Source organism: Bradyrhizobium sp. SOJA106 (genome assembly GCF_059448745.1).
This window is the reverse complement of record NZ_CM182549.1, coordinates 768,826-794,869: the sequence shown is the minus strand read 5'-3', so window position 1 is coordinate 794,869 and position 26,044 is coordinate 768,826. Positions and strand designations below refer to the sequence as shown.

Sequence of the window (26,044 nt, the reverse complement as noted above, 5' to 3'; positions counted from 1 at the left end):
GATCCTCATGACCTTCGACGACGTCAGAAAATTCGCGCTGACGTGGCCGGAGGTCGAGGACGGCACCTCATACGGCACGCCGGCGCTGAAGGTGCGCAAGAAGCTGTTGGCGCGCCTGAAGGAAGACGGCGACAGCCTGGTGATGCCGGATGTGCCGATCGACGAGCGTGCCATGCTGGTCGATCGCCAACCAAAAATCTTCTATTTCACCGATCACTACGCCGACTATCCGATCGTGCTGATCCGCCTGTCGAAGGCCAAGCGCGGGATCGTCGAGCCGTTCCTGCGGCGGCGCTGGCGCGCACTGGCATCGAAGGCGGCGCGGGCCCAGTATGACGCGCGCGAGGGCGCGTGAGCCACGCGATGGACGAGGCGCGCTTTCTCGCACTGGCGCTGAAAAATCCGGTCAATGCCGCGATCGTCGATGAACTCCATCGCCTCGCGCTGCCGGATGCGTGGCTGGTCGCTGGGTGTCTCGCGCAGACGGTATGGAACGTGCTGACGATGCGCGCGATCGACCACGGCATCTCGGATTATGACGTGTTCTATTTCGACCCCGACACCTCGTGGGAAGCCGAGGATGCCGTGATCCGCACGCTGCACGAACGGCTCGGGCATCTCGGCGCCAGGATCGAGATCCGCAACCAGGCACGCGTGCACCTCTGGTATCCCGACAAGCACGGCCTGCCTTATCCACCGTTGATGCGTTCGAGCGACGGCATCGACCGCTTCCTGACGCAGAACACGCAAGTCGGTGTCAGGCGCAGGGGCGATGGCCATGAGGTCTACGCACCGCACGGCTTCGACGATATCGCAGGGCTGATCGCGCGGCCCAATCGGGCGCTGAATTTTTCCGCCGCGAACTACGCCGCAAAGACCGCGCGATGGAAGAGGCTATGGCCGGAGCTGACGGTGATTGCCGCGGAGTGAGTTGTCGTGGGCAAAGCGAAGCGTGCCCACGATTTCTTCGCGATCACGGAAAGATGGCGGGCACGGCGCTTCGCGCCTTTGCCCCTGCGGCACCTTACCTACCGCACCACGCCCGACGTGAATCCCGCTTTGCGGCGCGGCGGCTTGATTTCCTTTTTGAGGAAGCAGCGCGCCTCGCGCCCGGTGTAACCGGGGCGGGCATAGGTGAAGGCGCGACATTTGTTGTCGGCGATACAGGCCGCCTTGCAGGCCTCCTCGCCTTCGCCGTCCTTGAGCTCGAAATTGCGCAGATCGCCGCCGGGGCGGTCGATCGACGTCTCCACGCCTTCGACGCGCGGCTCGATCACGCCAGCACCGCGCACACCGGAGATGCAGCAATTGCCGGGCACACGCGGCGGCACGGCGTTCTTGAGCCAGCACACGGCCGAGCCGCCTTCGACGTCGGGATAGTTGAAGCTCCAGGAACGACAGCGGCGGTCGCGCTCGCAGAGCAGCGCGCAATCCTCGGGATCGCCCGAGGTGACCGGCGCGCTGAAATAGTCGCCGCCAGGCCGATCGAACGCCGTCTGGGCGCGCGCGGGCCAGCTCGCAAATGCGAACGAAAGCAACGCGACGCAGGCCGCGACGCTTGCCAAGACCTTCGGCATGACGGCCCTGGACGGGCGGCCCTTCCCCATCAGAACAGCTTTCGAGTTATTGACGACGCTCAGGTTTTTTCAGCCGGTCATTTGATCGCCGCAAACCTGTATGGGCGATGAACGGCTCAAACTCCTGGGCGTTGGCCTATCTGTCTAGAAAGCGTATTCCGCGTAGGCCGGTTCCACCGAGCCGTTCCAAGGACCGTTGAACTTCTCGAGCATCTCCTCGGCCGGGGTGCGGCCGGAATCGATGATGCGATCGAGCGGCTCTAGATGCCGCGTCTCGTCACGGCCGAGCTGGTCGATCCGGCCGCGCCGGCGCAGGCCGGCATGTGCCAGGACGAGGCATTCCTTGGCGATCTCGAACAGATAACGGTCCTTGATCCGCGCCTTGAAGCCGAAGCGCGGCACGTCGTCGCGCAGGGCCTGACGCTCATGCGCGCTCCAGTGCTTGACGATCTCCCAGGCCGCATCAAGCGAGACATCGTCATAGAGCAGCCCAACCCAGAATGCCGGCAGTGCCGGCAGCCGGCCCCACGGGCCGCCGTCGGAGCCGCGCATCTCGAGATAGCGCTTCAGCCGCACTTCCGGGAAGATGGTCGAGAGATGGTTGGCCCAATCCGACAGGGTCGGACGCTCGCCGGGAAGGTTGTTGTTGCGGCCGTCGAAGAAAGCGCGGAACGAGGAGCCCGAGACGTCGATATACTCCTCGCCGCGCTTGACGAAATACATGGGCACGTCGAGCGCATAGTCGACATAGCGCTCAAACCCCATGCCGTCCTCGAACGCCCACGGCATCATGCCCGAGCGCGCATTGTCGGTGTCGCGCCAGATCTCGGAGCGGAACGAGAGGAAGCCGTTCGGCCTGCCCTCCGTGAACGGCGAATTGGCAAACAGGGCGGTCGCGACCGGCTGGAGCGCGAGCGAGACGCGCAGCTTCTTGACCATGTCGGCTTCGGAGGAGAAATCGAGATTGGTCTGCACCGTGCAGGTCCGGTACATCATGTCGAGGCCGTATTGGCCGACCTTCGGCATGTAATTGGTCATGATCTTGTAGCGGCCCTTGGGCATCACCGGGATGTCGGCGCGCGACCAGGACGGCGTCATGCCGAGGCCGAGGAAGCCGATCCCGAGCGGGGCCGCGATCTCGCGCACCTGTGCCAGATGGGCCATCAGCTCGCTCTGGGTCTGGTGCACGTTCTCGACCGGCGCGCCGGAGAGCTCGAACTGTCCACCGGGCTCGAGCGAGATCGCGCCGCCGCCGGTGACGTCGTAGAGGCCGATGATGTTGCCCTTCTCCATGATCGGCTCCCAGCCGAGCAGGAGCTTCATGCCTTCGAGCAGCGCGCCGATGCCGCGCGGGCCTTCGTAAGGCACGGGATGGTGGCCATCGAGCGTGAACGGCGTCTTCTCGTGCTCGGTGCCCATGCGGAATTCGGACGGGTCCTTGCAGCCGGCCTCGAACCACGCGACAAGCTCGTCGCGCGATTGCAGCGGCGTCATATCGATCTGGTCTCGCGCCATATCAAACTCTAATCAAAAGCGCTTCGACCGAATGCGCGCGGGTGACGGGATGGTCCGCGAACCCACCGGGCGCGCAGACGTGCTGGTTTGCCGCGCGATCATCGCGTCGGCGAGGTTTCGTTGACGTTGGCGGCGGGCGGCAGTTTCATCTCGCCGCACGAGCAGCCCAGGCGGTCGAGCAGACCGCAGAGCTTGACGGCATCGGCATCGGACAGTTTCGAGCCGACATATTTCTCGATGGCGGCAGAATAGGCGCCCCACATCCGCTTCTGCAATTCGCGGCCGGCTTCGGTGATCTCGACGAACTGGCCGCGCTTGTCGATCTTGCATTCGCGCCGGGAGGCAAGGCCCTCGTCGACCAGGCGGTCGATCAGGCGCGAGGTCGAGTATTGCGGGATCAGCATCTGCCGCTCGAGCTCGACCGGCCGCAGCTCTCCGCTCGGCGCACGCGACAATTCCAGCAGCGCGTCATACCAGGCGAGCGGCGGGAACCCCGCCTTCTTCAAATCGTGCTCGACGCAATCGAGCACGCGGCTCTGCACCCGCATCAGGCGGATCCAGGCGGCAGTCGCCTCGGTCGATGGTTTGCGTTTCATGGTCCCGCTCAAGCTCGTCGTCCGTCTCTTACCCTATTTGATGCAGCTGCATCAATCTTGACTATTTCATGCAGGCGCATGTAGTCGTTCTTTCGCCTCGGCCAAGCGGCAAGAGGAGGAAATTCCATAAAACTGTAATATTCGCCCGGCGTCGGCTCCCTGTCCCCCGCATCGCTCCTGGAAGTCGGCCTGCCTTGCGAGCTGGTCAAGGTCGAATATCCGGGCCAGGAAGCTCGAAAATGCGAGGATTATCTGAAGCTGAACTCCAAGGGCCAGCTCCCCGCGCTGGGCCTCGACAGCGGTGAGATCGTGACCGAAGGTCCGGTGATTGTCCAGATGATCGCCGATCGGGCTTTCGCCTAGGCGCTGGCGCCGGCGAAGCAAAGGCACATCACGTCAGCGGCGAAGAGATGACGGCCCTTCCTTGCGGAACCCGGGAGGGTCTGAGGCGTTGCCATATCAATTTTACGAGCATTGGCAGAGTTAACAATAACTCCGCCGTGTATACTCTGCGAACATTAGCATCCTTGTGAGAGCAATCCAGTTGGCTCAACCTCAGCTAGGGACGCGAATGCGGACCGCTGAACTGGGAAGCTGTCGTGACGATCGTATTTTTCTTATTGCTCGCGAGCGGAATCACCGGACTGGCGACAGGCCTATTCTTCCGGGTCTGGGCGCTGGTGCTCGTCTCGCCGGCCATCGCAATTCTTGCAGCGATCGTTCTGCAGAGCTCGAACTTCGGATTCTGGACGGGCATTCCAATCGTCGTCGGCTGCCTGTTGGTTGGCCAGCTCGCCTATCTGGCGGGGGCGTTCCACCTGCAAAGAGGGGAACTCTCAATGCAGGACGACGCTGACGGCGAACCAGGCAAGCACCGACATCGCCACATCGGCGACCAGGACGAGTAGGGCCAGGCCCACCCACGAGGGAATTTTCCTGCGGCGCCTGAGCGTCTTGCGACGCGACCATGGCCGTCCCAGCAGCAACAGCGGCGAGTATCTGACCGCAACGCCGGCTGCGCTATCTTGAAACACGGTGAGGTTCATTGCGGGACACCTTCGATGCTAATGGTCGCTGTGTGGATTCGTTAGCAAGAGCGGTGCCAGTGCGGAGCGGGCGTGGCCGTAGCGGGGATTTGCAGCGACCCTAGTGTGGCACGGAAACACATGAGCCGATGTGACAGGACGGCAAATGGGTCGGAGCATTGACCGCGCGGTGACGAGGCCGCGCGGTCTCCCCGTTCGGCGACGGAAAATAAACGGCCGGATCAAGGATCCGGCCCATGTTGTTTCTGCGTCGTCGGCAGGCCGTCAGGCCGCCGTCTTGTTCGGCGCGAACCGGCCGTAGAAGGTTTCGCCCTTCGCTGCCATCTCCTCGAGCAGCTTCGGCGGGGTGAAGCGCGAGCCGTATTTCGCCTCCAGCTTGTGGCAGAGCTCGACGAACGTCTTCGTGCCCATGAAGTCGATGTAGGACAGCGTGCCGCCGGTGAACGGCGCAAAGCCGAAGCCGAGGATCGAGCCGACATCCGCCTCGCGCGGATCGGTGATGACGTGGTCCTCGACCGTGCGCGCAGCTTCCACCGCCTGCACCACCAGGAAGCGCTGCTTCAGCTCCTCGACGTCGAGGGTGTCAGGATCAAGCTGCTTCGGCTGCAGCGCCGAGAGGCCCGGCCACAGGCTCTTCTGACCCTTGCCCTTCTCGGGATAGTCGTAAAAGCCCTTGCCGTTCTTGCGGCCGAGACGGCCCTGGTTCTCGACCATCTCCACCATCAGCTTCTTCTGATCGGGATTGATGGCGTTGGGGCCTAGATCGGCTTCGGTGGCCTTCATGATCTTGAGGCCGAGGTCGAGGGCGACTTCGTCCGACAGCGAGAGCGGGCCGACCGGCATGCCGGCCATTTTGGCGCAGTTCTCGATCATCGCCGGCGGCACGCCTTCGAGGAACATCTCGTTGCCTTCGGCGACGTAGCGGCCGACGCAGCGATTGGCGAAGAAGCCGCGGCTGTCGTTGACGACGATCGGCGTCTTGCCGATCTGCCGGACATAGTCGAGCGCGGTCGCGAGCGCGACGTCGCCGGTGTTCTTGCCGAGGATGATCTCGACCAGCATCATCTTCTCGACCGGCGAGAAGAAGTGGATGCCAACGAACTTGTCCTGGTCCTTGAAGTTCTCGGCCAGCGAGGTGATCGGCAGCGTCGAGGTGTTCGACGCGAAGATCACGTCCGGCTTGAGATATTCCTGCGCCTTGGCGAAGGTCTCGGCCTTGACCTTGCGGTCCTCGAACACCGCCTCGATCACGAGGTCGACGTCCTTCAGCGCGGCGTAGTCGGCGGTCGCCGTAATGCGCGCCAGCAGCGCTTCGGCGTCGCCGGGCTTGGCGCGGCCTTTCTTGATCTGCTCCTCGATCACCTTCTGCGCATGGGCCTTGCCCTTGTCGGCGCTTTCCTGGTCGCGGTCGATCAGCACGACGTCGAGGCCGGCGCGGGCCGAGACGTAGCCGACGCTCGCGCCCATGAAGCCGGCGCCGATCACGGCGATCTTCTTCACCTTGGTCGCGGGCACGTCCTTCGGACGTCGCGCGCCCTTATTGAGCTCCTGCATCGACAGGAACAGGCTGCGGATCATCGCGGCCGCTTCCTTCGAACGCAGCACAGAGGTGAAGTAGCGCGACTCGACGCGCAAGGCGGCGTCGATCGGCAGCTGCAGGCCTTCATAGACGCAGCTCATGATCGCGCGCGCGGCCGGATAATTGTCGTAGGTCTCGCGGCGATAGATCGCGTTGCCGGCCGGGAACATCATCATGCCGGCCTTGGAGAACACCGGGCCGCCGGGCAGCTTGAAACCCTTCTCGTCCCAGGGCGCGACGGCCTTGCCACCGCCCTTGATCCAGTCCTTCGCGGCCCTGATGAGATCGGCGGCGGGAACGACGGCGTGGATCAGGTTCAGCGCCTTGGCCTTCTCGACGGTGACCGGATCGCCCTTGAGCAGGATCGTCATCGCATCCTGCGGCGGCACCAGGCGCGGCACGCGCTGCGTGCCGCCGGCGCCGGGAAACAGGCCGACCTTGACCTCGGGCAGGCCGAGGCGTGTTTTGGGGTTCTCCGCGGCGACGCGGTAGTGGCAGCACAGCGTGATCTCGAAACCGCCGCCGAGCGCGAGGCCGTTGATCGCGGCCGCCCACGGCTTGCCTGACGTTTCGATCGAACGCAGCACCTGCGAGAAGCGGCGGCTCTGGTCGAACAGCATCTGGTTCGCGGCGGTCTCGCCCTGCTCCTTCAGAACCTTGGCGTAGGCCTGGTTCATGCCTTCGAGCATGGAGAGATCTGCGCCGGCGCAGAACGCCTCCTTGGCCGAGGTGATGACCACGCCCTTCACTGCGGCATCAGCCGTGGTCGCCTTGACGATCGCCTCCAACTCGTTGGTCGAGGTCTCGTCGAGCACGTTCATCGAACGGCCCGGAATGTCCCAGGTGACGAGTGCAATGCCGTCGGAATCGGTCTCTAGCTTGAAGTTCTTGAAGGCCATTTGGTTGCTCCCTCGGTGCCGCAGCCGATCCCAGGCGCGGCGGTTGAATTCTCGATCTCGTAGGCTGGGCAAGGCGCAGCGTGCCCACCATTTCTTGCTGTGCTCGTGATGGTGGGCACGCTTCGCTTTGCCCACCCTACGGCAGTTACACCCGCTCGATGATGGTCGCGGTGCCCATGCCGCCGCCGATACAGAGCGTGACGAGGGCCGTGGACTTGTTGGTGCGCTCGAGCTCGTCGAGCACAGTGCCCAAGATCATCGCGCCGGTCGCCCCCAGCGGATGGCCCAGCGCGATCGCGCCGCCATTGACGTTGATCTTGTCGTTGTCGATCTCGAAGGCCTGGATGTAGCGCAGCACCACGGAGGCGAAGGCCTCGTTGAGCTCGAACAGATCGATGTCCGACTTCTTCATGCCGGAGCGCGCGAACAGCTTCTCGGTGACGTCGACCGGACCGGTCAGCATCATCGCCGGCTCAGAGCCAATGTTGGCGAACGCACGGATTCTTGCACGCGGCTTCATGCCGTACTTCGCGCCTGCTTCCTTGCTGCCGAGGAGCACGGCGCCGGCGCCGTCGACGATGCCGGAGGAATTACCGGCATGATGCACGTAGTTGACGCGCTCGATCTCGGGATGCGACTGCACCGCAACGCCGTCGAAGCCGCCCATCTGCGCCATCATTGTGAACGACGGCTGCAGCTGCGCCAGCGACTGCATCGTCGTCGAGGGACGCATATGCTCGTCCTTGGCGAGGATAGTGAGGCCGTTGATGTCCTTCACCGGCACCACCGACTTGTTGAAGCGGCCCTCGTCCCAGGCCTTGCCGGCGCGCTGCTGGCTCTGCACGGCGTAGGCATCGACGTCGTCACGGGAGAAGCCATACTTGGTGGCGATCAGGTCGGCCGAGACGCCCTGCGGCATGAAATAGGCCGGTACCGCCATCGACGGGTCCATCGGCCAGGCGCCGCCGGAGGCACCGATGCCGACGCGGCTCATCGATTCGGCGCCGCCGCCGATCACCAGCTCATGCTGGCCGCTCATCACCTGGGCTGCCGCAAAGTTCACGGCGTCGAGCCCGGAGGCGCAGAAGCGGCTGATCTGCACGCCCGGCACGGCTTCGCCGAGACCTGCTTTCAGCGCCGCAAAGCGCGCGATATCAGAGCCGGCTTCACCGACCGGATCGACCACGCCGAGCACGACGTCGTCGACCGAATCTTCCGGCAGGTTGTTGCGGTCCTTCAGCGCCTTCAGCGGCACTGTGGCGAGCGCCAGCGCGGTGACTTCGTGCAGCGCGCCGTCCGGCTTGCCGCGACCGCGAGGAGTACGAACGTGGTCGTAGATGAATGCCTCAGGCATGACGCCCTCCTGATCTGTTGTTCGAATTTCGATGGCGCGGAAGCACCTCAGAACGCTTCCGCCGGCAATTCCATGATGGTGGCACAGCCGGACTGGATGCGCGCGAGATTGGCCGCGGTCTCCGGCAGCATCCGCTCCATGAAGAAGCGGCCGGTGACGAGCTTGGTCGAGAGATAGGGCGTAGCGCCGCTCGCGGCAATCTTGGCCTGGGTCACCTTGGCCATCTTCGCCCACATGTAGCCGAGCACGACGAAGCCGAAGAGATGCAGATAATCGGTCGCGGCCGCACCGGCATTGTCGGGCTTCGCCATCGCGTTCTGCATCAGCCAGGTCGTGGCCTGCTGGAGATGGCCGAGCGAGGTGGAAAGCGGGGTGATGAACGGCTTCATCGCCTCGTCGCCGCCATTCTCCTTGGCGAAGGCCATGACCTCGCCGAAGAACGCCATGATGGCACGGCCGCCGTCGCGCGGCAGCTTGCGGCCGACGAGGTCGAGCGCCTGGATGCCGTTGGCGCCCTCATAGATCATCGCGATGCGGGCATCGCGCACGAACTGCTCCATGCCCTGCTCGGCGATGTAGCCGTGGCCGCCATACATCTGCTGCGCCTGCACCGCGTTGGCGAAACCGTAATCGGTGAGAAAGCCCTTCAGCACCGGCGTCATCAGGCCCATGTGGTCGTCTGCGGCCTGGCGGTCCTTCGGGTCCTCGGAGCGGTGGGCGACGTCGCTCTTCAGCGCGGTCCACATCACGAAGGCGCGCGCGGCCTCGTTGAAGGCGCGGATCGAGAGCAGCGTGCGGCGCACGTCGGGATGCACGATGATCGGATCGGCCGGCTTGTCCGGCGCCTTCGCGCCAGTGAGCGCGCGGCCCTGGATGCGCTCGCGGGCATAGGCGACGGCGTTCTGATAGGCAACCTCGGACTGCGCGAGGCCCTGCACGGCGACGCCGAGGCGAGCCTCGTTCATCATCACGAACATGCCTTGCATGCCCTTGTTCTCTTCGCCGATCAGCCAGCCGGTGGCGTTGTCGTAGTTCATCACGCAGGTGGAATTACCGTGGATGCCCATCTTGTGCTCGATCGAGCCGCAGACGACGCCGTTGCGTGCGCCGACCGAACCGTCGGCATTGACCAGGAATTTCGGCACGACGAACAGCGACACGCCCTTGATACCGGCGGGCGCGCCCTCGATGCGGGCGAGCACGAGATGGATGATGTTGTCGGCGAGGTCATGCTCGCCGGCCGAGATGAAGATCTTGGTGCCCGTGATCTTGAAGCTGCCGTCGGCCTGGCGCACCGCCTTGGTGCGGAGCATGCCGAGATCGGTGCCGCAATGCGGCTCGGTCAGGTTCATGGTGCCGGTCCATTCGCCGGCGATCATCTTCGGCACGTAGGTCTGCTTCTGCTCGGGCGAGCCGTGAACGAGCAGCGCCGCGGTCGCACCCATGGTGAGGCCGCCATACATCGAGAACGCCATGTTGGCGGAGATCTGGAATTCGTTGACGGCTTGCGAGAGCGTCACCGGCAGGCCCTGGCCGCCGAACTCGGTAGGCGCCGACAGGCCGAGCCAGCCGCCCTCGGCGACCTGCTTGAACGCTTCCTTGAAGCCCTTCGGCGTGGTGACGCTGCCGTCATCGGCGCGCTTGCAGCCTTCGAGATCGCCCACGCGATTCAGCGGCTGCAGCACTTCTTCGGCGAGCTTGGCGGCTTCGCCCAGGATCGCTTCGCGCACGTCGCTCGACGCATCGGAGAAGCCGGCGAGATTGTCGTAGCGGTCGATCTGGAAGACGTCGTTGAGCAGGAAGTTCACGTCTTCGACAGGGGCTTTATAGATCGGCATTGCGTTCTCCCGGCACGGGCTTGGATTGGTGGAATTCTCTAGGGTTGGGCGGCGAGCTGCTCCGCCATCAGGCGATGCAGCATGTTGATCGCCTTGAGCGGACGCACCATCACCTTGAAATCAGTGATGCGTCCCTCGGCGTCGAAGGTGATGATGTCGACGCCGTTGATCTCGATGCCGTCGATGATGGTCTTGAATTCGAGCACGGCGCCGCTCTCGTTTTTCCACTCGCCGACATAGCTGAAGCCGGGACCGCCGAGCACCTTCTCGGCGCTTGCGAGATATTTGAAGCTGATGTCGCGCCCGCGCTGCGGGGTGCGCACGACGGGGCTCTCGAACACCGCGTCGGGATGCAGAAGCTCCCACAGCGCCTTGGTGTCGTGAGACCTCGTGTAGGCGTACCAGGACTCGAGGCCGGTCATTCTCAAGTGCCTCCCTAGGGCCTTGGGCAAAGCTGCGAAAACAACCCCATGCACAGTAGCGAGGAGGTTGATTCCGCTGTTTTTTGGGTCGAGCCTCCGGCCCGCCCCCCGATTCACCTCATATGCACATTGACGCATATGCACCAATACGCATAAAGTCAAGTCAATTGGTCGGGACCTCAGGAAGGAGCAGCTGCCATGGCGCTGGGCGACGCAATCCTCGCATGCCTGACGGAACGTCCGATGACAGGCTACGAGCTCGCCAAGACATTCGATTCCTCGATCGGCTTCTTCTGGAAGGCCGACCACCAGCAGATCTACCGCGAGCTCTCCAAGCTGCGCGACCGCGGCTATATCCAGGGCCGCGAGGTCGTGCAGACAGGCAAGCCCAATAAGCTCATTTATACGCTGACTCCGGAGGGCCGAACAGCGCTGCGGCACTGGGCCGCGCGGCCGAGCACCCCGCCCTCGATCAAGGACGACCTCTTGGTCCGGCTGCATGCGCTCGACAGCATCGACATCGAGCCGATCCGCACCGATTTGATGGACCGGCTCGAGCACCACCGCGACCGCCACGAGAACTACGAGCGGATTCTGAAAAAGCGTTTCCCTGACGGCAAGGCGGAAGCTGTGCTGGACCTCGGCAATCTCCTGCTGCTGCGCCTCGGCGCCCGGCACGAGCAGATGGTGGCCGATTTCTGCGAGGAAGCGCTTGAGGCGCTGTCGGCGATGTCAGGCAAAGGCACCGTGGTGCCGCTGGAGGATGGCAAGCGGGAGAAGAGCTGAGGCGGGAGGTGATGCCTCCCTCTCCGCTGTCATCGCCCGCCTTGTGCCGCACTTGCGCAGACTGGGACGGGGCATGACCCCGGTTGTCAGGCCAACCGGACGAGCGCCTCAACGGCGCCGCTAGTTCCCGCCGCCCAACTTTAAGACACCCGGCCTGCATTCCTTAACCCGTTATTTACCGTAACAGGAAAAAGTCGGTTTTCGAGGCAGACGACCCGCGCCAAATCCGATTGTCTTTGCAACCGGCACGCGAGGGAAGGCTGGAGGCGCCGGGGTGGGGCGCTGAAGTCGGAACCGGACAGAGTCATGAATTCGCGCGTATCGTGGAGTGTTGACGGCATCGATCCATCCGTCAGGGAGCGGGCCGAAGCTGCTGCGCGTCGTGCCGGCATGTCACTCAACGATTGGCTGAACTCCACGCTCGGCGAGACGACCCCACCGAACTTTCGCCCGCCTTACGATCCGCGCCAGCAACAGCAACACACGCCGAGCCAGGAATTTAGCCAGGCGAGCCGCGAAGTCGCCGACATTCACCAGCGGCTCGACGCGATCACCCAGCAGATCGAACGGATCTCGAAGCCCGCGCCGCGCCAAGACTCTTCTCGTGAAAGACAAGACTCTTCTCGTGACAGAGATGTCTCGCGCGAGCAGGGCGTCGCGCGCCAACTCAACGACGCGATCTCGCGGCTCGATGCGCGGCTGTCGCAAATCTCGCGCCCACAGCCTCAGGCGCAGCAGCCCCAGGCGCCGCGACCGGCGCCCTCGCCGGTCGAGATGCGCCAGCGCCAGGCCGATGCGGTCGAGCGTGCGGCAGCCCAGGTCTATCGCAGCTCGCCACCCCTGAGCCCCGCCTCGCTCGACGTCGCGGTCGCCGAAATCACCGCGCGCCAAAGCGAGCTCGACGGTTTTACGCCGAGGCAGATGCCGCCGCGCGCCGCGCCCTCGATTGCACCCGCAGCACCTTACGCGCCGGCCATGGCGCCGCCGGCGCCTGCCTATGCCCCGCCGCCGCAGCAGCCAGGGCCGGATTTCTCGTCGCTCGAGCGCCATCTGCTCAAGATCACGAGCCAGATCGAATCGCTGCAGCGCCCTGACAATACCGAGCAGGCCATCTCCGCCTTCCGCGGCGAGCTCGCCGAGATCCGTCAGGCCATCACCGAGGCGATGCCGCGCCGCGCGATCGAATCGATCGAGAACGAGATCCGCTCGCTGCACCGTCGCATCGACGAGACCCGCTCCAACGGCACCGACGGCCAGGTGCTGTCAGGCATCGAGCGCGCGCTGTCCGACATCAAGCAGGTGCTGCGCACGCTGACGCCGGCCGAGCAGCTCACCGGCTATGACGAGGCGATCCGCAATCTCGGCGCCAAGCTCGATCTGATCCTGCGCGCCAATGACGATCCCTCGACGGTGCGCCAGCTCGAGGACGCGATCTCGGCGCTGCGCGCCATCGTCTCCAACGTCGCCTCCAACGAGGCGCTGGCGCGGCTCTCCGAGGACGTGCAGCTGCTGTCGTCCAAGGTCGACCAGATCACCCGCGCCTCCGGCCACAGCGACAGCTTCGCAGTGCTCGAGCAGCGCATCGCCGCCCTCACCGCCGCGCTGGAAACGCGCGAGCGGCCGCAGCCGTCCGAGAGCACCGAGCATCTGGAAGCCGCGATCCGCGCATTGTCGGATCGCTTCGACCGCATGCAGGTCGGCAACGATTCCGCTTCGACGTTCGCGCATCTCGAGCAGCGGGTCACGTATCTCCTGGAGCGGATCGAGGCCGCCGCCGATCCGCGCAACGGCAATTTGAGTCGCGTCGAGGACGGGCTGCACGACATCCTGCGCCACCTCGAGCGGCAGCAGGCGACCTATGCAGCGCTGGCGGAGAGCCGCAATTCGGCACCGCCGGTCGATTCCGGCGTGGTCGATCTCGTCAAGCGCGAGCTCTCCGACATCCGCTTCAGCCAGGCCGAGACCAACCGCAGCACCCAGGACTCGCTCGAAGCTGTCCATGGCGCGCTCGGCCACATCGTCGATCGCCTCTCCATGATCGAGGGCGATCTGCGTGCGGTACGCACGGCGCCGCCTGCGCCGCAGCCGGGGTCCATGGCAATGCCGATGGCCGCGCCGATGGAGCCCGCGCCGATGGCCCGCGAGCCGCGGCCGCAAGCGCAGCAGCCGCCGAAATACGATCCGAAGCCCGAACTGCCGAATCCGGCCGCCGCGCAGCACCCGCCGCACTCCACCTTCATCGCCGCCCCGCGCGAATTCCACGCCGCGGCCCCTGCCGCGCCGCCTGCGGTGCCGACGGCACCGCCCGTTCCGCCGCGCGCCATCAGCGAGATCCTGGAGCCGCACACGGCGCCGGCACGCGCCGCGATCGCACCGGAATTGCCGCCGGATCATCCGCTCGAGCCGGGCACCCGGCCGGGTGGCCGAGCCGCGACGCCTTCGGAGCGCATTGCCGCCTCCGAAAGCGCGATCAGCGAAATCCCCGCCGCGCCGAAAGAGCCGGTATCGTCGTCGAGCTTCATTGCCGCCGCGCGCCGCGCGGCCCAGGCCGCAGCGGCGCAACCGCCCGAGAAGCCCGGACGCGCCGCCAAGGCTGCGGCCCGCGCCAAGGACAAGGGCCAGGAAGGCGGCTCGACCATCACCTCAAAGATCCGCTCGCTGCTGGTCGGCGCGAGCGTGGTCGTGATCGTGCTCGGCACCTTCAAGATGGCGATGAACCTGCTCGAGGGCGGCAGCCCGGCGCCGGCGCAGCAGGAGATGGAGACGTCGTCCCCCGCACCCGCGCCGCAGCCGGCACTGCCGCCGGTCGAGACAAAGCCCACGACGCCCGAGCAGATCACGCCGTCGATGACTTCGCCGACGCCGATCGGCCGCCAGTCGCAGAACAATGCCGCGCCGGCCCCGGCGGACAATTCCGGCAGCACGGCTTCGGTCGAAATCCCACCGGGGCCCGCGGTGCCGCCTCCGCCCGCGGCGTCGAGCGATGTGACCGGTGCGCTGTCGGGCACGAGCCGCGCCAGGCTCGGAACGATCCAGGTGCCGCCGAGCGAGAAGCTGCCTGACGGCATCGGCGGGCCGGGCCTGCGCAGCGCCGCGATGAAGGGCGATGCGACCGCGGCCTACGAGATCGGCCTGCGCTTTGCCGAAGGCAAAGGCGTCGCCACGAATTACGACGAAGCCGCCAAATGGTACGACCGCGCGGCGCAGGCCGGCGTGGTGCCCGCGACCTTCCGCCTCGGCACGCTTTACGAAAAGGGCCTCGGCGTGAAGAAGGATGCCGACATCGCCCGCCGCTACTACACGCAGGCCGCCGAGCGCGGCAACGCCAAGGCGATGCACAATCTCGCGGTGCTCGATGCCGACGGCGGCGGACGCGGCGCCAATTACAAGAGCGCGGCGCAATGGTTCCGGAAGGCGGCCGATCGCGGCGTCGCCGACAGCCAGTTCAACCTCGGCATCCTCTATGCCCGGGGCATCGGCGTCGAGCAGAACCTCGCCGAGTCCTACAAATGGTTCAGCCTCGCGGCGGCGCAGGGCGATGCAGATGCCGCCGGCAAGCGCGACGACGTGACCAAGCGCCTCGACCCGCAATCCCTCGCCGCCGCCAAGCTCGCGATCCAGACTTTCAGCGCCGAACCGCAGCCTGACGATGCGGTCAACGTTCCCACCCCGAACGGCGGCTGGGACAGCGCGCCACAGGCCAGCGCCAAGCCCGCGCCGAAGCAGGTTGCGACGAAGCGTTCGGCCTCGGCGGCGCATTGAAGTGATGAGGAAGGTCGGGGCGCGTCGCGCGGTGCCCACCTCTCCCGACGGGGAGAGGTGAACCGAGTCCTTTGGCTCGCAGCGGTTCAGACAAGCTTATCGCGACCATTCACCACGCGCAAAAATCCTGGTCCCTCCTCGCTTCGAATTCCGCTATTGAGGGGCTCGGCAAATCGTTCGACCGTCCGGAGCAACCCGCGATGATCGATCCGTCTCGCCGGAGCGTGGTCCTTCGATGCAGCTCTATCTCCCGATCGCCGACCTGCCGGTCAATATCTTCCTGGTGCTGGCGATGGGCGCCGCGGTCGGCTTCGTCTCCGGCATGTTCGGGATCGGCGGCGGTTTTCTGATGACGCCGCTTCTGATCTTCATCGGCATCACGCCCGCGGTGGCCGTCGCTTCGGTCGCGAGCCACATCGCGGCCTCGTCCTTCTCCGGCGCGCTCTCTTACTGGCGGCGGCGCGCAATCGATCCGGCGCTTGCGAGCGTGTTGTTGTGCGGCGGCGTCACCGGCACGGCGCTGGGGGTGTGGGCCTTCACGCAACTCCGCGCGCTCGGTCAGCTCGACCTGATGATCGCGCTCTCTTACGTCGTGCTGCTCACCACGGTCGGAAGTCTGATGTTCTCCGAAGGTCTGCGCGCCTTGATGCGTATCCGGCACGGTGCGGTGCCGCCGCGGCGCACGCATAACTGGGTCCACGGCCTGCCGCTGAAGATGCGGTTCAAGCGCTCGAAGATCTATCTCTCGGTGATCCCCGTGGTGATCGTCGGCATCGTGATCGGCTTCATCGGCGCCATCATGGGCATCGGCGGCGGCTTCATCCTGGTGCCGATCATGATCTATCTCTTGAGGGTGCCGACCTCGACGGTGATCGGGACGTCGATGGTCCTAACCCTGGTCACGATGCTGTTCGCGACCATGCTGCATGCGGTGACCAATCACCTCGTCGACGCGGTGCTGGCGCTGATCCTGATGGTCGGCGGCGTCACCGGCGCGCAGTTCGGCGCCCGTGCCGGCCAGAAGATCCGCGGCGAGCAGCTACGGCTGCTGCTCGGCTTGCTCATCCTCTCGGTCGGCGTGCGCTTTGCGATCGAGCTGGTGATCCGGCCGGAGGATCTCTTCACCATCCGCGAGCTCGGGGTGACCGGATGACGCGCGCGCTTCTCGCACTCCTTCTCGTCCTGCTGCTCGGCTCGGCCGCGCGCGCCGAGCGGCTGATCGTGTCGGTCTCCAATCACCGCGTCACCGTGACGCCGAACTATTCGGGCGAGGAGCTGGTGCTGTTCGGATCGGTCGAGCGGGACGCCACCACGCCGGCCGACCGCACCGCCTATGATCTCGTCGTCACCGTGATGGGTCCGCGCGCGGACATGGTGACGCGGCGCAAGGAACGCAGATTCGGCATCTGGATCAACACCGACTACCGGCAATTCCTGGAGGTGCCGAGCTATCTGGCGCTGTTCGCCAACCGGCCCTTCAACCTCATCACCTCGCCCGAGATCGCGCGACGCCAGCAGATCGGGCTCAACAACGTGCTGCTGACGCAGCGCGTCGGCGGCGACTATGCCGACGTGGTGCCGGATGATGCATTCCGCTCGGCCTTCATCCGCCTGCGGACCGAGCGAGGCCTCTACCGCGAGGATGCAAGCGCGGTGACCTTCCTGACGCCGACGCTGTTCCGCACCGGCATTCCGCTGCCGGCGGAGGTGCCGATCGGCACCTACGAGGTGGAGATCAAGCTGTTCGCCAACGGCGCGCTGATCACCAAGACCGAGACCGCGTTCGAGATCGTCAAGATCGGCTTCGAGCAGTTCGTCGCGACCAGCGCCCGGCAGCACGGGCTGATCTACGGCCTCGTCACGGCCGCGATGGCGCTGATGACGGGGTGGATGGCGTCGATTGTTTTCCGGAAGGATTGAGTGGGGGGGCGAGCCACTCACTTGCCGTCATGGCCGGGCTTGTCCGCATCCATGTTCTCAGATGCGGCGACAAAGACGTGGATGGCCGGGTCGAGCCCGGCCATGACGAGGAGGAGGAAGCGCACACGATGGCTTACTTCACGGCGCCTCGATCACCGTCGGCACGCCCGGCTCCAGCAGGCGCAGCCGCGTGCCGAAGCCGAGCACGTCGAAGGTCCTGCGCAGGTCCTCGCCGTTCTGGCGGAAATGCGCCCAGCCCTCGGTGTGAACAGGCACGATCATCGCATCCGGAAAGGCGCGCGCGGTCTCGATGGTGTCGTTGGTGTCCATGGTGAGATGGAACGGCCCGCGCGTCTGCGCGGCGCCTGCGAACGGCATCACCACGCCGCATTTGAAGCGGCGTGCGACCTCGGCGACGCCCTCGAACCAGGTGGTGTCGCCGCTGATATAGATGGAATGCGTGTCCTTGCGGCTCGACTGCACCACGAAGCCGATGACGTCGCCCGACAGCGGCTCGATGCCGGCCGGTCCGTGACGCGCCGGCGTCGCGGTGATCGTCAGCGTGTTGCCGTCGTCGTCCTTCAGATGCGCGGTCGCCCAGGGCGCAAGGCCCTCGACATGGCCGCCGAGACGCTTTGCGCCGGCCTCGGTCGTCAGCGCGCGCGGCGCTTTCAGCAGATAGTCGCGGCCGGAATTGTCGAGATTGTCGGAATGCTGATCGTGGCTGAGCAAGACGGCATCGATCGGGCCGATCGCATCTGCTTTCAATGCGGGACCGATGGTCTTCTCCAGCTTCACATGCGGCAGCTGGTAGGCGCCGGGCGCATCGAAGGTCGGATCGGTGAGCAGGCGAAAGCCGTCGATCTCGATCAGCGCGGTGGGGCCGCCGATCAGGGTGATGCAGATGGGCATACGAAAGCTCCTCTTACGCAGCGGCCTTTGCCGGCCGCGTGACCAGGTAAATGCCGAGCGCCACCGGAACGATCCCGAGCAGGTCGCGCATCTCGATGTGCTCGCCGAGCACGATGTAGGCGAACAGCATGCCGAGCGGCGGCATCAGGAAATGATAGGCGCTGGCGGCGGTCGCGCCACACACTTTCAGGAGATGAAACCAGAGCCAATAGGCGAGGATCGAGCCGCCGAGCACGAGGAACGCGAAGGCGCCGATCAGGCTCGGCGTGACATCGATCGCGTGGACGTCGGCGAAGGTGAGCGCGACCGGCGTCAGCACGATGCCGGCGGCAAGGTTCTGCACGCCGTTGCCGATCCACAACGAGCCCTTCGGCGCCAGCAGCTTGAACAGGACGGTGCCGGCGACGATCGAGGCCAGCGAAGCCAGCGTGAAGATGATGCCGTGCAGACTATCGGTGCCGATCGACAGGCGATGCCAGACGATCAAGGTCACGCCGACGATGCCGAGCGAAAGTCCGCTCGCCTTGCGCCAGGTCATGCCCTCGCCGAGCAGCAGCGCGGCGAGCGCGGCGGTGAAGACCGGATTGGCCGAGACGATCAGGCCGCCGAGGCCGGCGGAGACCGATTGCAGGCCGGTGTAGCCAAGCCCGAGATAGAGCGCATTATTTGCAATGCCGAGCACGGCGAAGATGGCGGCATCCCGCCATGACAAGGACCAGTCGCCGCGAACCATTGTGGCGCCGAGGATCAAAATGCCGGCGAGCGAGAAGCGCGCCGCGAGCAGGATCAGCGGCGGGCAATGGGTCACGCCGATCTTGCCGGCGACGAAGGCGTAGCTCCAGAGCAGGCAGAACAGGCCGATATAAAGCGGCAGCACGTTGAAGCGGCTGCGGGGGACGGACATCGAAGGGGCAAGCGACACGACATTTCTCCTCGGCCCTCGAAATAGGGACCCCGCTTGCCATTTGGAAATTAAATGATTAACTGCAGATCAGTGGATTTTCGAATGGAGGCGGCCATGCTCGATCTCGAGCTCCTGCGCAGCTTCGTCTCGGTGGTCGAGGCCGGCGGCTTCACCCGCGCCGGCGAGCGCGTTCACCGCACGCAGTCGACAGTCAGCCAGCAGATCAAGCGGCTGGAGGAGGATGTCGGCCAGGTGCTGTTGCACCGCGAAGGCAAGGACGTGCGTCCGACCGAAGCGGGCGAGCGGCTGTTGTCCTATGCACGGCGGCTGCTCTCGCTTGCCGAAGAAGCGCGCGACATGCTGCGCGAGCCCGGCGGCGAAGGCGCGATCCGGCTGGGGATCCCTGAGGATTTCGCGGCGTATCGACTGACAAAACTGCTCGGCGCGTTCTCGCGTTCGCATCCGGGCCTGCGGTTAGATGTGCGCGCGGACCAGAGCAAGAACCTGTCCCGCGATCTCGAACGTGGCGAGCTCGACCTCGCGCTGTTCAAGCGCGGCGCCGGCGAGAAGGGCGCGATTGCGGCGTGGCCCGAGCGGGTGCACTGGGTCACCAGCAAGAGCCATCCGATCGACGTCAACGTCTCGTCGGTGCCGCTGATCGGCTTCCCGACCGGCTGCCTCTATCGCGCCGGCGCGATCCATGCACTCGAAAGCGCCGGCCGCGCCTGGCACATGGCCTATTCGTCATCGAGCCTCGCCGGCATCCAGGCCGCCGTTGCCGCCGGCATGGGGCTGAGCATCCTGTCCGAGATGTCGATCCAGTCCGATCACCGCGTGCTCACCGCCAAGGACGGCTTTGCGCCGATCAACAAGACCGAGGTCGCGCTGATGGCCGCGCCGGATGCGAGCCCGGCAACTCTGCGCCTTGCGGATCGTCTCGCCGAGTTCTGCGATAACGTGCAGGCGAAGGCCGCCTGAGCGCGCGAGCTCAACCTCAATTGGCCGCCGACAACAGCCTGTCGCCGCACGCATTGGCGTAGAACTTGCCGCCGCATTGACGCTTGATGGCGGCGCAGCGGGCTGCGGGCGAGGCATTTGGCGGGACCGTGAAGCCGCAGGTCAGGCCATCGGCGCTGCGGCTGGACCTGCCGGCGGCGAACGCCGCGCTCGAGGCGGAGATGCAGACAACGAGCAGGCCGCAGCGGCGACCTCGATCAGCAGTCGCACCATGGCGTCTCCCTCCACACTGATGGCTGAATCCGAGAGCAATCTAGCACGGAATCCAAGTTTCTCCGTGCATGCCCGGGTTCCCAAACCGGCCCATTCCTTGCATAATTTTACGTCAGCGCAGTGCATCGGCGCGCCGGCGACGGTTCCGGCGCAGCGGCAAGACGCGTAGGGTGAGTAGCAGTTTTTCGACCAGGAAGTGACGGCCTTGCAAGATCAATCGTACCAGCCCAGTTTTCCCGCGCCCGGGCAGCCCATCGACGAACTCGCGCTGGCCGAGATCAAGGGCGCGATCCTGGCGAAGCTGCGCCTTGCCATCGGCAAGGACGCCGGCATGGCGACGAAGCACGACTGGTACCAGGCTGCAGCGCTGGCGCTGCGCGATCGCATCGTGCATCGCTGGCTCACCGCCGAGAAGCGCAGCTACGATGCCGGCAGCAAGCGCGTCTATTATCTCTCGCTCGAATTCCTGATCGGCCGTCTTTTCACCGACGCGCTCAACAACATGGGGCTGCTCAAGATCTTCGAGGTCGCGCTCGGCGATCTTGGCGTGTCGCTGCCGGACTTGCGCAAATGCGAGCCGGACGCGGCGCTCGGCAATGGTGGCCTCGGACGGCTCGCCGCCTGCTTCATGGAGAGCATGGCGACGCTGTCGATCCCTGCGATCGGCTACGGCATCCGCTACGATTACGGCCTGTTCCGCCAGATCATCAATCAAGGCTGGCAGCAGGAATATCCCGACGAATGGCTGAGCTTCGGCAATCCCTGGGAATTGCAGCGGCCCGAGGTGATCTACGACGTCAATTTCGGCGGCGGCGTCGAGCATGTCGACGACAAGGGTCGCGACCGCGCGATCTGGCATCCGGGCGAGACCGTGCAGGCGATCGCCTACGACACGCCGATCGTGGGCTGGCGCGGCCAGCACGTCAACGCGCTGCGGCTGTGGTCGGCGCGCTCGCCCGATCCGCTCAAGCTCGATGCCTTCAACAAGGGCGACTACGTCAGCGCCAGCGCCGAGCAGGCGCGCGCGGAGGCGATCTGCAAATTCCTCTATCCCAATGACGAAAGCCCGGCCGGCCGCGAGCTGCGGCTGCGCCAGGAATATTTCTTCGTCTCGGCCTCGCTGCAGGATCTGGTGAAGCGGCATCTTGCGTCCGACGGCCAGCTGCGCAGCCTGTCGTCCAAGGTCGCGGTGCAGCTCAACGACACCCATCCGAGCCTCGCCGTCACCGAGCTGATGCGCATCCTCGTCGACCTGCACAATTTCCGCTGGGACGAGGCCTGGAAGATCACGGTCGCCACCCTCTCCTACACCAACCACACGCTGCTGCCCGAGGCGCTGGAGACCTGGCCGGTCGAGCTGTTCGAGCGCCTCTTGCCGCGGCATCTGGAGATCATCTACCGCATCAACGTGCAGCACCTCGCGCTCGCCGAAGCGCGCGCGCCCGGCGACATCGACTTCCGCGCCTCGGTCTCACTGATCGACGAGAAGAGCGGCCGCCGCGTGCGCATGGGCCAGCTCGCCTTCGTCGGCTCGCACCGCATCAACGGCGTCTCGGCGATGCATTCGGACCTGATGCGCGAGACCGTGTTCCACGATCTCAACCATCTCTATCCCGGCCGCATCACCAACAAGACCAACGGCATCACCTTCCGCCGCTGGCTGATGCTGGCGAACCCCAAGCTCACCGAGCTGTTGCGCGAGACCTGTGGCGAGGCCGTGCTCGACGATCCGACCCAGCTCTCGCTGATCGAGGCGCGCGCCAGCGACGTCGAATTCCAGAAGAAATTCCGCAGCGTCAAGCTGCACAACAAGATGGCGCTGGCGCGCCTGATCGGCGAGCGGCTCGGCATCAAGGTCGATCCGAACGCGCTGTTCGACGTGCAGATCAAGCGCATTCACGAATACAAGCGCCAGCTGCTCAATGTCGTCGAGACGGTCGCGCTGTACCAGGCGATCAAGGACGATCCCAACGGCAATTGGGTGCCGCGGGTGAAGATTTTTGCCGGCAAGGCCGCGGCGAGCTATCGCTACGCCAAGCTGATCATCAAGCTGATCAACGACGTCGCGGACGTCGTCAACAACGATCCCGCGATCGGCGGCAAGCTCAAGGTCGTGTTCCTGCCCGACTACAATGTCAGCCTCGCGGAAGTCATCATTCCCGCGGCCGACCTCTCCGAGCAGATCTCGACCGCCGGCATGGAAGCCTCCGGCACCGGCAACATGAAGCTGGCGCTGAACGGCGCCATCACCATCGGCACGCTCGACGGCGCCAATATCGAGATCCGCGACCAGGTCGGGCCTGAGAACATCGCGATCTTCGGCATGGAGGCCGGCGACGTGATGATCCGCCGCAAGCAGGGGCTGGATGCCTCCGACGTGATCCGCGGATCGCCGAAGCTGCAGCGTGCCATCAACGCGATCGGCGCCGGCGAGTTCTCGCCCGGCGATCCCGGCCGCTTCGAATCCATCGCGCACGCGCTGCGCTACCTCGACCATTACATGGTCAGCGCCGATTTCGATTCCTATTACGAGGCGCAGCGCAGCGTCGATGCGCGCTGGCTGGTCTCGCCGGCTTGGACGCGCGCCTCCATCCTCAACGTCGCCCGCATGGCGTGGTTCTCCTCCGACCGCACCATCCGCGAATACGCCCAGGAGATCTGGAACGTGCCGGTCAGTCCGATCACGCCGCCGTTCCAGGAGGCCAAGGACCAGCGCGGCGCCACGGCCTGATTTTTCCGCGGCGTGAAATCGGCGTTACGCGACAGGTCATTGCACAGACAGACGATGGCTGTGATATGACGACCGTCATTCCGGGGCGGCTCGCAGAGCCGAACCCGGAATCTCGAGATTCCGGGTTCGATGCTTCGCATCGTCCCGCAATGACGGACGAAAACAAAAATGCACGCCAAGCTTCCGCACCCCTTCGACGACGCCACCCGCATCACCGCGGGTGACTCGCGTTGGCAGGGGCACACCAGCGACGATTACTGGGCCTTTGTCGGCCCGTTCGGCGGCGCCACGGCCGCGACCATCTTGCGCGCGCTGATCGAGCATCCAGAGCGCGCCGGCGATCCGCTGGCCCTCACCGTCAATTACTGCGCGCCGATCGCCAAGGGCCCGTTCGATCTCGACATAAGGCTGGTGAAGGCCAATCGCTCCAGCCAGCACTGGAGCGTCGAACTGTCGCAGGGCGGCGGCGAGGTCGCAACGCTCGCCACCGCCGTGTTCGCCGAGCGCCGGCCATCCTGGGAGCACCGGGTGGCCAAGATCCCGGACGCAAAGCCGTTCGAGCAGACGCTACCATTCCCGAAGATCTCGGCGTCCTGGGCCAACCAGTATGAATTCCGCTTCGTCGAGGGCGAGATGCGCATCGGGCCGCCGCAGGCCGAGCTCGCCAGCACCTTCTCGAAGCTCTGGATCAGCGACCGTGAGCCGCGCAGGCTCGACATGCCCTCGCTGATGTCGATGTCGGACGCCTTCTTCGGCCGCATCTTCCACGCCCGGCGCGAGCTGGTGCCGTTCGGCACGGTGTCGCTGACGACCTATTTCCACACCGACAGCGCGGAGCTCGCCGCGGAGAACATCACGCGCGTGCTTGCGACGGCCGATTCCAAGATCATGCACAAGAGCTACGCCGACCAGAACGCCGAGCTGTGGTCGCCGAACGGCAGGCTGCTCGCGACCACGACGCAGATCGCGTATTTCAAGGCGTAGGTGTATCCACAGACCCGTCATTGCGAGGAGCCCTTGCGACGAAGCAATCCAGATTGCCTCCGCGGCGGGATTCTGGATTGCTTCGCGGAGCCTGTCATCGGGCCGCGCTTCGCGCGGACCCGTTGGCTCGCAATGACGAGCGGAGAGAGCGTTCACGAACAAAAAGGGCGGCCCTGCGGCCGCCCTTTTGCATTGAAGACGGAGCGATTACTCCGCCGCGAGCTTCACGTCCGGAGCGGCGGCGCGCACTTCGGCATCCACCTGCGATTCGAACTTGGCAAAGTTCTTCTGGAACATGCCGACCAGCGCGCGGGCGGTCTTGTCGAACTCGTCCTTGTCCTTCCAGGTGTTGACCGGGTTGAGGATCTCAGCTGGCACGCCCGGCAGCGCGGTCGGGACCGCGAAGCCGAAATATTTGTCGGTACGGAATTCGACGTTGCGAAGCGAGCCGTCGAGCGCGGCGGTGAGCAGCGCGCGGGTCACCTTGATCGGCATGCGCGAGCCGGTGCCGTACTTGCCGCCGGTCCAGCCCGTGTTGACCAGCCAGCAATCGACATTGTGCCGGGCGATGAGGTCGCGCAGCATGTTGCCGTAGACGGATGGATCGAGCGGCAGGAAGGGCGAGCCGAAGCAGGTCGAGAATTCCGGCTGCGGCTCGTTGCCGAGACCGCGCTCGGTGCCGGCGACCTTGGCGGTGTAGCCGGACAGGAAATGATACATCGCCTGCGCCGGCGACAGCTTGGCGATCGGCGGCATCACGCCGAAGGCATCGGCGGCGAGCATCACCACGTTCTTCGGCTGTGGCGCGCGGCCGGTGCGCGAGGCGTTCGGGATGAAGTCGAGCGGATAGGCCGAGCGCGTGTTCTCTGTCTTGGAGCCGTCGTCGAAATCGACGACGCGGGTGTTTTCGTCGAGCACGCAGTTCTCGAGCACCGCGCCGAAGCGGGTCGAGGCCGCGAAGATCTCGGGCTCGGCTTCCCGCGAGAGCTTGATGCACTTGGCGTAGCAGCCGCCTTCGAAGTTGAAGACGCCGTTCGGGCCCCAGCCGTGCTCGTCGTCACCGATCAGCGTGCGGTTCGGATCGGCCGACAGCGTGGTCTTGCCGGTGCCTGACAGCCCGAAGAAGATCGCGGTGTCGCCATTGGCGCCAACATTGGCCGAGCAGTGCATCGGCATCACGCCGCGCTCGGGCAGATAGTAGTTCAGCGTGGTGAAGACCGACTTCTTCATCTCGCCGGCATAATAAGACCCGCCGATCAGGACGATCTTGCGGGCGAAATCGATCGCGACGACGTTCTCCGATTTGCAGCCGTGCCGTTTGGGATCGGCGCGGAAGCTCGGCATGTCGATGATGGTGAGCTCGGGCGTGAAGCTCGACAGCTCGACCGCCTCGGGGCGGATCAAGAGCGTGCGGATGAACAGCGAGTGCCAGGCGAGCTCGGTGAAGACGCGCGTCTTGATCCGGTAGGCCGGATCGGCGCCGCCGTAGAGGTCCTGCGCGAACAGCGTCTTGCCTTCGGCGTGCTTGAGGAAGTCCTGGTAGAGCGCCTCGAACTGCTCTGCGGTGATCGACTGGTTGCCGGCCCACCACATCTTCTTGTCGGTGGTGGCGTCACGCACCGTGAACTTGTCCTTCGGACTGCGGCCGGTGAACTCGCCAGTGTCGGCACAGAGCGCGCCGTCGGCGGAGAGCACCGCCTCGCCCGCGGAGAGCGAGTATTGATAGAGTTGCGGCGCACCGAGGTTCCAGTGAACCTGCTTGAGATTCCTTAAGCCGAATTTGTCGGCGCCGAAGGCACCGTTGCGCACGCCCGTCTCTTGCACGAAAACATCCTCCTCGAACCCGCGACACTCAGCGGCCAAGCTTTGGCACCATCGCGGTCACCGCTAATAATAGACCATCCGGCCTCGGCTGGGTGACCTAATACTGATGAACGCTGGCGTTGCCAAGCTGATCCCGCAGGATTTGGTCTATTCAAGGACCGCGCC

Annotated in this window: 21 protein-coding genes; 11 read left to right on the top strand and 10 right to left on the bottom strand. The window is 65.2% G+C overall.

What is annotated here, in order from left to right; translation table 11 throughout:
* The first annotated feature begins 7 nt into the window (after positions 1 to 7).
* Together AC5V87_RS03725 and AC5V87_RS03720 are read left to right on the top strand one after the other, a co-directional pair.
* On the top strand, positions 8 to 355 hold the full coding sequence (locus AC5V87_RS03725) for an MmcQ/YjbR family DNA-binding protein (RefSeq protein ID WP_456841299.1): 348 nt from the start codon (positions 8 to 10) through the stop codon (positions 353 to 355).
* 8 nt (positions 356 to 363) lie between these two features.
* Positions 364 to 930, top strand: coding sequence for a nucleotidyltransferase family protein (locus AC5V87_RS03720; RefSeq protein WP_456843476.1), 567 nt, complete (start codon positions 364 to 366; stop codon positions 928 to 930).
* A 98-nt stretch (positions 931 to 1,028) separates the two neighbouring features.
* Here AC5V87_RS03720 and AC5V87_RS03715 read toward each other — a convergent pair whose 3' ends face one another.
* The 3 genes from AC5V87_RS03715 to AC5V87_RS03705 form a co-directional block, all read right to left on the bottom strand.
* Complete coding sequence (locus AC5V87_RS03715; RefSeq protein WP_456841300.1) at positions 1,029 to 1,607, bottom strand: PAN domain-containing protein; 579 nt, start codon at positions 1,605 to 1,607, stop codon at positions 1,029 to 1,031.
* Positions 1,608 to 1,721: 114 nt separating this feature from the next.
* The gene (locus AC5V87_RS03710) at positions 1,722 to 3,092 is read right to left on the bottom strand and encodes a glutamate--cysteine ligase (protein WP_495370047.1); all 1,371 of its coding nucleotides are present in this window, start codon (positions 3,090 to 3,092) and stop codon (positions 1,722 to 1,724) included.
* 98 nt (positions 3,093 to 3,190) lie between these two features.
* Entirely contained in the window at positions 3,191 to 3,688 is a 498-nt protein-coding gene (locus tag AC5V87_RS03705; RefSeq protein ID WP_495370046.1) for a MarR family winged helix-turn-helix transcriptional regulator, read from the bottom strand.
* A 159-nt stretch (positions 3,689 to 3,847) separates the two neighbouring features.
* Here AC5V87_RS03705 and AC5V87_RS03700 point away from each other — a divergent pair, with 159 nt between their 5' ends.
* Positions 3,848 to 4,051 carry a glutathione S-transferase N-terminal domain-containing protein gene (locus tag AC5V87_RS03700; RefSeq protein WP_495372030.1) on the top strand — a complete coding sequence of 68 codons (204 nt, stop codon included), beginning with the start codon at positions 3,848 to 3,850 and terminating at the stop codon, positions 4,049 to 4,051.
* A gap of 236 nt (positions 4,052 to 4,287) precedes the next feature.
* A complete protein-coding gene (locus tag AC5V87_RS03695; RefSeq protein WP_495370045.1) occupies positions 4,288 to 4,596 on the top strand; it encodes a hypothetical protein in 309 nt (102 codons plus the stop codon).
* 402 nt (positions 4,597 to 4,998) lie between these two features.
* Here the strand turns inward: AC5V87_RS03695 and AC5V87_RS03690 are convergent, their stop codons facing one another.
* From AC5V87_RS03690 to AC5V87_RS03675, 4 genes are all read right to left on the bottom strand, one after another.
* Complete coding sequence (locus AC5V87_RS03690) at positions 4,999 to 7,212, bottom strand: FAD-dependent oxidoreductase (RefSeq protein ID WP_495370044.1); 2,214 nt, start codon at positions 7,210 to 7,212, stop codon at positions 4,999 to 5,001.
* A gap of 145 nt (positions 7,213 to 7,357) precedes the next feature.
* Positions 7,358 to 8,566 (bottom strand): acetyl-CoA C-acetyltransferase, encoded by a 1,209-nt coding sequence (locus AC5V87_RS03685; RefSeq protein ID WP_456841305.1) that lies wholly within the window; start codon positions 8,564 to 8,566, stop codon positions 7,358 to 7,360.
* Positions 8,567 to 8,613: 47 nt separating this feature from the next.
* The gene (locus tag AC5V87_RS03680) at positions 8,614 to 10,404 is read right to left on the bottom strand and encodes an acyl-CoA dehydrogenase C-terminal domain-containing protein (RefSeq protein ID WP_495370042.1); all 1,791 of its coding nucleotides are present in this window, start codon (positions 10,402 to 10,404) and stop codon (positions 8,614 to 8,616) included.
* Positions 10,405 to 10,442: 38 nt separating this feature from the next.
* Positions 10,443 to 10,826 carry a nuclear transport factor 2 family protein gene (locus tag AC5V87_RS03675; RefSeq protein ID WP_495370041.1) on the bottom strand — a complete coding sequence of 128 codons (384 nt, stop codon included), beginning with the start codon at positions 10,824 to 10,826 and terminating at the stop codon, positions 10,443 to 10,445.
* Positions 10,827 to 11,024: 198 nt separating this feature from the next.
* Between AC5V87_RS03675 and AC5V87_RS03670 the strand changes: the two genes are divergently transcribed.
* The 4 genes from AC5V87_RS03670 (at position 11,025) to AC5V87_RS03655 (ending at position 17,294) form a co-directional block, all read left to right on the top strand.
* Positions 11,025 to 11,612, top strand: a complete 588-nt coding sequence (locus AC5V87_RS03670; protein WP_456841308.1) for a PadR family transcriptional regulator — start codon at positions 11,025 to 11,027, stop codon at positions 11,610 to 11,612.
* Positions 11,613 to 11,918: 306 nt separating this feature from the next.
* Positions 11,919 to 15,374, top strand: a complete 3,456-nt coding sequence (locus AC5V87_RS03665; RefSeq protein WP_495370040.1) for a tetratricopeptide repeat protein — start codon at positions 11,919 to 11,921, stop codon at positions 15,372 to 15,374.
* A 235-nt stretch (positions 15,375 to 15,609) separates the two neighbouring features.
* Entirely contained in the window at positions 15,610 to 16,527 is a 918-nt protein-coding gene (locus AC5V87_RS03660; protein ID WP_456841310.1) for a sulfite exporter TauE/SafE family protein, read from the top strand.
* A complete protein-coding gene (locus AC5V87_RS03655) occupies positions 16,524 to 17,294 on the top strand; it encodes a TIGR02186 family protein (protein WP_456841311.1) in 771 nt (256 codons plus the stop codon). The genes AC5V87_RS03660 and AC5V87_RS03655 overlap by 4 nt, the downstream gene beginning before the upstream one ends.
* A gap of 138 nt (positions 17,295 to 17,432) precedes the next feature.
* Here AC5V87_RS03655 and AC5V87_RS03650 read toward each other — a convergent pair whose 3' ends face one another.
* Positions 17,433 to 18,206: an MBL fold metallo-hydrolase gene (locus tag AC5V87_RS03650; RefSeq protein ID WP_495370039.1), complete on the bottom strand. Its 774-nt coding sequence runs from the start codon at positions 18,204 to 18,206 to the stop codon at positions 17,433 to 17,435.
* A gap of 13 nt (positions 18,207 to 18,219) precedes the next feature.
* The gene (locus tag AC5V87_RS03645) at positions 18,220 to 19,128 is read right to left on the bottom strand and encodes a DMT family transporter (RefSeq protein ID WP_495370038.1); all 909 of its coding nucleotides are present in this window, start codon (positions 19,126 to 19,128) and stop codon (positions 18,220 to 18,222) included.
* A gap of 96 nt (positions 19,129 to 19,224) precedes the next feature.
* Between AC5V87_RS03645 and AC5V87_RS03640 the strand changes: the two genes are divergently transcribed.
* The 3 genes from AC5V87_RS03640 (at position 19,225) to AC5V87_RS03630 (ending at position 24,055) form a co-directional block, all read left to right on the top strand.
* Positions 19,225 to 20,088, top strand: coding sequence for a LysR family transcriptional regulator (locus AC5V87_RS03640; RefSeq protein ID WP_495370037.1), 864 nt, complete (start codon positions 19,225 to 19,227; stop codon positions 20,086 to 20,088).
* 457 nt (positions 20,089 to 20,545) lie between these two features.
* On the top strand, positions 20,546 to 23,071 hold the full coding sequence (locus tag AC5V87_RS03635) for a glycogen/starch/alpha-glucan phosphorylase (protein ID WP_456841316.1): 2,526 nt from the start codon (positions 20,546 to 20,548) through the stop codon (positions 23,069 to 23,071).
* A 168-nt stretch (positions 23,072 to 23,239) separates the two neighbouring features.
* Positions 23,240 to 24,055 (top strand): acyl-CoA thioesterase, encoded by an 816-nt coding sequence (locus AC5V87_RS03630; protein ID WP_456841317.1) that lies wholly within the window; start codon positions 23,240 to 23,242, stop codon positions 24,053 to 24,055.
* A gap of 207 nt (positions 24,056 to 24,262) precedes the next feature.
* Here AC5V87_RS03630 and AC5V87_RS03625 read toward each other — a convergent pair whose 3' ends face one another.
* Positions 24,263 to 25,879, bottom strand: coding sequence for a phosphoenolpyruvate carboxykinase (locus AC5V87_RS03625; protein ID WP_456841318.1), 1,617 nt, complete (start codon positions 25,877 to 25,879; stop codon positions 24,263 to 24,265).
* Positions 25,880 to 26,044 lie beyond the last annotated feature (165 nt).